The sequence below is a fragment of the Actinocorallia aurea genome, from assembly GCF_054783995.1.
This window is the reverse complement of record NZ_BAAGPQ010000042.1, coordinates 1-6,241: the sequence shown is the minus strand read 5'-3', so window position 1 is coordinate 6,241 and position 6,241 is coordinate 1. Positions and strand designations below refer to the sequence as shown.

Genomic DNA, 6,241 nt, shown 5'->3' with positions numbered 1-6,241 from the left:
CGCCGCAATACACTTGGGAAAGGCCCCGAACTTCGGTTCGGGGCCTTTTCGCATTTCCGGGGATGTACTGGAGTGTTTTCCGGAGGAGGGCCGACTGGCAGGGTGCGCTGGGCGCCGATCGGTGCCGCCGTCCGCGGTCCTTCGTGAACGGAGACCTCGGCGTCGCGATCTTCTGGCTGCGATGCCTCTGCTCCGCAGGATGGCGTGCGACCGCTTCTCAAGCGCGTCTTTGAACCCTTCGTGGCTGGGCTGAAGTCCAGAGCGGCGTAGAAGCGGTGCGCGCGCCAGCCCATTGCGCATTGCTGTCAGCCGCATTTGTGCGCATCCTCGGAAGCGTGCCCTCCTGATCGCTTGTGTCATCAGCAGCCGGCCGAGGCCGCCGCGGCGTCGGTCCGCCCGGATCCGCACCGCCTCACTCAAGGTGAAATCGGCACCGCCCGTGCCGAGGCCCGGAACGTACGTGGCCTGCGGGCACCGCAGCACGGTGCTGCGATCGTCGACCAGGACCAGCATCTCGTTGCGCGGGTCCGCGTCGATCACGGCGAAGGCGCGCTCAGAGGCCTGTCACGACGACCGGCGCGGAGAAGGACGACCTGGTCCTCATCAACGAGCAGGGGCCAGTTCCGCAGGCAGGTCGGCACGGGTCGCGGGCGGGAAGGCAGGAGCAGACACATCGAACATGCACCGACACTGAACGGCCCCTCCGGCCATGGGAGCCGGGCACTCGGCGACCCACAAGTCCCACCCGTGCCGTGATCACCCTCCTGTAGACCCCTAGGCATTCTGGGGGCCGCTGGAGGGCACGGGGCCGCGCCGGGTCCCAGGGAGTGCCGACGGCGTCATCCGGGCGCGGTCAGGTGCGGGTTGTTTCGGAGAGCTTCGAAGGCGCGGCAGGTCAAGTGATCGGGTGCCCCTGGGCTGGGCCCGCAGTCCCCCTGGCTGGGGACGGAGGGATAGGCCCGGACGCGAAAGCGCTCGATCACGGTCGGCCCGTCGGGCGGATCGGCGGACAGGGCTGGCGGGGCAGCTCAGGGTGTGAAGGCACCGATCACAGGCTCACCGCGGGCCCCCGAGGGCGGAGGCTGGGCCTGAGATGCGGATAATGCCGGGGTGGAGTTGATCGTGTTGGGGAGTGCGACGCCTTACCCCGCGCCGGGGAATCCGTGTTCGGGTTATCTGGTGGTGGGCGGGGGTGTCCGGGTGTGGGTGGACGCGGGGACGGGGACGTTGGGGGAGTTGTTGCGGTATGCACGGTTGGATGAAGTGGATGCGGTGTGGGTGTCGCATCTGCACGCCGACCATTGCGCGGACCTGTTGACGGCGTATTACGGGTTGCTGTTCGCCGATGTGCGGTTGGCGGCGCCGGTGCCGTTGTTCGGGCCGCCGGGGGTGGCGGACCGGCTGGCGGGGTTCTTGACGAACGGGCCGCAGCGGAGCCCCGTCGAGGAGGCTTTCGCGGTGTCGGAGCTGGTGGACGGGCATCGGGTGGAGGTGGGCGGGTTGACCTTGGTGAGCGCGGCCGTCGAGCATGGGATGCCGGCGTTCGCCCTGCGGGTGGAGGAGGGCGGTCGGAGTCTGGTCTATTCGGGGGATACGGCGCCGTGCGCGGCGTTGACGGAGTTCGCCGCGGGGTGTGATGTGCTGCTGTGCGAGGCGGACAGCGCGTCGCCTCCGCCGGTGGGGGAGCGTGCGGTGCACCACACTTCGGAGGAGGCGGGTGAGACTGCTCACGCGGCGGGGGCGGGTCGTCTGGTCGTCACGCATGTGGGCCGTTCGGTCGCGCCTGAGGATGCGGTGAGGCGGGCGGAGGGCCGTTTTCGTGGTCCGGTGGAGTACGCGGCGCCGGGGGCGGCGTTCGTCGTCTGAGGGCGGTTCGGCGGGCATTGCGCCGTGCGGGACGGGGCTGCCGCGACGGGTGGGGCGGGATGCGGTGCCCGGCGAAGGTATTGGGAAATGGACGGGGTGGGACCGAATGGCAGGATAAGACGCATTCGTGGAGGCGGATAAGCGCGGCGGAAAAGGATGATTGCGGCGCTTGGATGGTGTGTTCTTTGGCTCCGGTTTGCCCCCGGGTGGGTTTCGAGGTGAGGCGTTCGGCGTCTGGGGTGTGTCGCGTTCCGTCTACCATGTAGTGGTGAAGGAAGAGGATGGTCGCGGCGACAACCGCGAGGGACGTCAGGGTCAGGGTGCGAACGGCGACCGCAAGGGCGGTCAGGCCGGGCGCAAGCCGGGCGCTTCTCGCAAGGCGCCGAAGCCGGGCGGCAAGGCCGGCGCGCCGCGGCAGGGCAAGAACGGAGCCGGGCAGGGTAAGGGCGGAGCCGGGCAGGGCAAGGGCGGCAGGCCGCCTGCGGGGCGGCCGTTCGGCGCCCGTGACGGGGAGCGGCGCGAAGGCTCCTTCCGCCGCGACGACCGGGGCCAGGGCGCCCGCGGAGGATTCCAGCGGGACGGCGAGCGCCGCGACGACACCCGGGGCCAGGGCGGCGGGTTCCGCCGCGACGACCGTCCGCAGGGCGGGTTCCGGCGTGATGACCGTCCGCAGGGCGGTGGTTTCCGCAAGGACGACCGCGGTGAGCGTCGTGAGTTCCGGCCCCGTGATGACCGGCCGCAGGGCGGCGGGTTCCGGCGTGACGACCGTCCCCAGGGCGGGTTCCGTAAGGACGACCGCGGTGAGCGGCGTGACTTCAAGCGTGATGACCGTGGCCAGGGCGGCGGCGGTTTCCGTCGTGAGGACGAGCGGGGCCCCCGCGAGTTCCGTCCCCGCGATGACCGTGGTGAGCGTCGTGAGTTCCGGCCCCGTGACGACCGTCCGCAGGGTGGCGGGTTCCGGCGGGACGACCGTCCCCAGGGCGGTGGTTTCCGCAAGGACGACCGCGGCGAACGCCGTGAGTTCCGCCCCCGCGACGACCGTCCCCAGGGCGGGTTCCGTAAGGACGACCGCGGTGAGCGGCGTGACTTCAAGCGTGATGACCGTGGCCAGGGCGGCGGCGGTTTCCGTCGTGAGGACGAGCGGGGCCCCCGCGAGTTCCGTCCCCGCGACGACCGCGGCGAGCGGCGCGAGTTCCGCCCCCGTGATGACCGGCCGCAGGGCGGTTTCCGCAAGGACGACCGCGGCGAGCGTCGTGAGTTCCGTCCTCGTGAGGATCGTCCGCAGGGTGGCGGGTTCCGTCGCGATGACCGTCCGCAGGGTGGCTTCCGCAAGGACGACCGTCCGCAGGGTGGCGGCTTCCGCAAGGACGACCGCGGTGAGCGCCGCGAGTTCCGCCCCCGAGATGACCGCGGTGAGCGTCGTGAGTTCCGTCCGCGCGACGACCGTCCGCAGGGTGGCGGGTTCCGGCGGGACGACCGTCCCCAGGGCGGATCCCGGCGTGATGACCGTCCGCAGGGCGGTGGCTTCCGCAAGGACGACCGCGGTGAGCGTCGTGAGTTCCGGCCCCGTGACGACCGTCCGCAGGGTGGCGGGTTCCGTCGCGATGACCGTCCCCAGGGTGGCGGCTTCCGCAAGGACGACCGCGGTGAGCGTCGTGAGTTCCGCCCCCGTGAGGACCGCGGCCAGGGTGGGTTCCGTAAGGACGACCGCGGTGAGCGTCGTGAGTTCCGGCCCCGCGACGGCGAGCGCGGCGGGAGCCGCGACGAGCGTCGTCCCTTCACCGGCAAGGACGGACGGCGCGGCGGCTTCCGCCCCGGCGACGAGCGCACCGCCGACGAGCGGTTCAGCGAGCGGCGCGAGGAGCGGCAGGCGCGCGGCGGCTACGGCGCCCGCGAGGACCGCGACCCGAACCGCACCTCCTACGACGACCCGGCCCTCCCCGAGGAGATCACCGGCGACGAACTCGACGACCTGGCCCGCGAGGAGCTCAGGACCTTGCCGAAGGACCTGGCGAAGCTCGTGGCGCGCCACCTGGTCGCCGCCGGCACCCTCGTCGACGACGACCCGGAGCTCGCCTACCGGCACGCCAAGACCGCCCGCCGCCTGGCGAGCCGGGTCGGCGTGGTCCGCGAGGCGTGCGGCCTGGCCGCCTACCATGCGGGCGAGTGGTCCGAGGCGCTGTCGGAGCTGAGGGCGGCCCGCCGCCTGCCCGGCCGCGAGGACCTCTACCTGCCGATCCTCGCCGACTGCGAGCGCGGCCTCGGCCGTCCGGAGAAGGCGCTGGAGATCGCCAGGTCCAAGGAGGCCTCCTCGCTGCCGCGTGAGGAGCGGATCGAGCTGCACATCGTCGAGTCCGGCGCGCGCCGCGACCTCGGCGACCTCGACGCCGCGGTGATCGCGCTCCAGATCCCCGAGCTGAAGGACCGCAGGCTGCGCCCGTGGTCGGCCCGGCTGTTCTACGCCTACGCCGACGCCCTCGTCGCCGCCGACCGCTCCGACGAGGCCAAGGACTGGTTCCTGCGCTCCGCCGCCGCCGACCGCGACGAGGAGACCGACGCCGCCGAGCGCTACGCCGCCCTCGACGGCCTCCACATCATCGACACCGGCGACTCCGAATCCCCGTCCGACACCACCTCCGAAGCCTCCCCCTTCACCCCGTCCTTCCAGGCCCCCCCGACCACGGAGCCCGACGAAGACGAAGACGAAGGGGAAGAAGAGGACGAGGAAGACTTCGACGACGAGTCCGACTTCGAAGAGGAAGACTTCGAGGACGAGGACGAGGACGAGGACGACGACGAGGACGACGAGGACGAGGAAGCGGACGACGAGCGCGAGGACGAAGACGGCGAAGCCGCCGAGTTCGAGCCCGAAGCGGACGAGTCCGAAACGCCCAAAGCTGGCAAGGAGCCCGAAGCCCCCGCCACCGACGGCACCAACCCCCCCGAAGCCCCCACCTCAACCGAATCCAACTGACAACAAGAAGCCCGGCGCCCCGCGCCGGGCTTCTCCCTTCCCCCACTCACCCCAACCCCCAACCGCACTCCCCGCCCCACCTCCTCCCCTCCCCCTTCTCCCTGCACGCCCCCGCCTCCCGCTCCACACCCGCATCCCGCGTTCCACGCCCCGCGCTCCGCCTCTCGTTTCGCGTCCCGCGCCCTGCGCTCCGCGCTCCACGGCCCGAGCCTCGCGTCTCCTGCGTTCTACGCCCCGCGCTCCGCCTCCGTACCCGCGCCTCTCGTACCCGCGTTCCGCGCCCCGCGTTCCGCGCCCCGCGTTCCGCGCCCCGCGCTTCGCGCTCCACGGCCCGCGCCTCGCGTCTCCCGCATCCCGCGTTCCATGCCCCGCGCTTCGCGCTATGCCTCCACGGATGCGCGTCCTTCGCTCAGCGCCCCGAGCCCCGGGCTTTGCGCAGTGAGCTTCGCGTCGACCCGCGTCCCGCGCCCTGGGCTTCGCGTTCCGCACCCCGCCCCCGCCCTGCTCCCGCCCCCTGCTCCCGCGCCCTGAGCCCCGCCCCTGCGCTCCGCGCGCCCTGCGTCCGGCCTGCTCCCCGCGCCTTGCACGCCTGGGTCGTTCCCGTCGCTGGCGCCAACGTGACATCTGACCTGGATAAGCCGCACCCGGCACACCGGGCTCCGAGCCCTGGGTCCCGCGCCTTGCGCGCGCCCTGCGTTCCGCTTCTCCCGCTTCGCGCCCGTGCCCCTGAGCATCCCGTTTGCGTCTCGCACCTGGGTTCCGCGCCTGGTGTCCGTGTTCTCGCGCCTTGTGTGCCGCATCTTCGCGCCTTGCGTCCCCCAGCGAGCTCTGCGCTTCGCGTCCGAGTCTGATCGGATGGCGGTGGGGCGGTCGTCCTCGCTGCTCAGTGCAGCTCGTGGGTGTATCGGTCATCGGACAGGGGCCGATCACACGGTTATCGGCATGGCGCTGGCGCGTGTCCTGGGCTGCTCCGCGTGCCTTTGTCCTGGGCTTCGCGTCTTTTCGAGTCGGGGGCCGGGAGCCTCGGTGTTCGGGCTCTGTGCTCGTGCTGCTGGGCCTGGGCTCTGTGCTTCGCGCCTTGCGTCATGCGGTGTGTTCCTGCGGGTGGTGCGCGTCTGGGGGCTGTGTTTTGTGGGTTGTGCTTTGCGGTTTGGGTGCCGGCGTTTGTGTTCCGGGGTTGGGTTGGTTGCTGGGTGGGTGGCGGGTTGTGGTCAGGGGGTGGGGTGGGGGTTGACTGGGTGGATATTTGGGGTGATATTCGCTGGGCCGTTGTGGTTTGCGGTGGTTGGGATTGTCGGCTCGGGGTCTGGTTCAGGAGGTTGTGGTGATGAGGGTGATGGGACGGCGTGGGTTCTTGCGGGGGGCGGCTGTGGGGGGTGGGGCCCTGGCGTTCAGTGGGGG

The 6,241-nt window shown here is 71.6% G+C and carries 4 protein-coding genes; 2 read left to right on the top strand and 2 right to left on the bottom strand.

Going from position 1 to position 6,241, the window contains the following annotated elements; translation table 11 throughout:
* Window positions 1–513: GNAT family N-acetyltransferase (locus tag ACYVOM_RS41055; protein ID WP_460309054.1), on the bottom strand; the 513-nt coding region annotated here is incomplete at its 3' end.
* Between the two features lie 597 nt (window positions 514–1,110).
* On the opposite strand from ACYVOM_RS41055, the gene ACYVOM_RS41050 reads away from it, so the two are divergent.
* Window positions 1,111–1,866, top strand: coding sequence for an MBL fold metallo-hydrolase (locus tag ACYVOM_RS41050; protein WP_460309053.1), 756 nt, complete (start codon window positions 1,111–1,113; stop codon window positions 1,864–1,866).
* Here the strand turns inward: ACYVOM_RS41050 and ACYVOM_RS41045 are convergent.
* On the bottom strand, window positions 1,757–3,898 hold the full coding sequence (locus tag ACYVOM_RS41045) for a hypothetical protein (protein WP_460309052.1): 2,142 nt from the start codon (window positions 3,896–3,898) through the stop codon (window positions 1,757–1,759). The two genes, ACYVOM_RS41050 and ACYVOM_RS41045, sit on opposite strands and share 110 nt — an antisense overlap.
* Here ACYVOM_RS41045 and ACYVOM_RS41040 point away from each other — a divergent pair.
* Window positions 3,863–4,840, top strand: a complete 978-nt coding sequence (locus ACYVOM_RS41040) for a hypothetical protein (protein ID WP_460309051.1) — start codon at window positions 3,863–3,865, stop codon at window positions 4,838–4,840. The two genes, ACYVOM_RS41045 and ACYVOM_RS41040, sit on opposite strands and share 36 nt — an antisense overlap.
* The last annotated feature ends 1,401 nt before the right edge of the window (window positions 4,841–6,241 follow it).